The following is a 531-nucleotide window of genomic DNA, read 5'->3' on the forward strand; positions in this document are numbered from 1 at the left end:
AAACGAGGCTCCTCGACCAGAGGACCTTTTGATGGAGGAGATCTTGAACGACATCATGCTGAATATTTTGAACGCCTGTCAGCAAATTACAGGATTAAGTTTCCCAATTTGGCAATGATCTTTACAAATTTAGCAAAGGATTACAGGCAAGAGGCAAAATATATGGACGACCAGGCAAGTAGAGATCGTTTGGACTATTAGCAGACTCGGGAATCGTAGGAGTAAAAGGAGCTGGATATTCCATAACATGTTGACCCTCGAAAGCAGTGTATTTCGTATTGAGGAATACAACTGTCTAATTCAACTGGATAGCCTGCCATCCCGACGGATGCATCTTCGGAATCGAGTATTTACTCAGTATCCCAGGAGTGATTTTTGGTCCAACATCATCCGTTATCACAGACCCGTGATACTCCGTTATAGTTGGTACAGATAGTTGACGCGATAAAGAGATTGGTGCTTTCAAATAAAAAAGCTCACGAAAATTTCGCAAGCCCATATCCATAATTATATATTCTGGATTTAAATTAA

2 protein-coding genes are annotated in these 531 nt (G+C 40.7%); one reads left to right on the forward strand and one right to left on the reverse strand.

Going from position 1 to position 531, the window contains the following annotated elements; genetic code table 11:
• On the forward strand, positions 1 to 201 hold a 201-nt coding region (locus ACNOHI_RS25545), incomplete at its 5' end, for a hypothetical protein (RefSeq protein ID WP_420477527.1).
• Between the two features lie 94 nt (positions 202 to 295).
• Here the strand turns inward: ACNOHI_RS25545 and ACNOHI_RS25550 are convergent.
• Positions 296 to 531: hypothetical protein (locus ACNOHI_RS25550; RefSeq protein WP_420477528.1), on the reverse strand; the 236-nt coding region annotated here is incomplete at its 5' end.

Source organism: Noviherbaspirillum sp. ST9, from assembly GCF_048799745.1.
Taxonomy (GTDB): Bacteria; Pseudomonadota; Gammaproteobacteria; order Burkholderiales; family Burkholderiaceae_D; genus Noviherbaspirillum.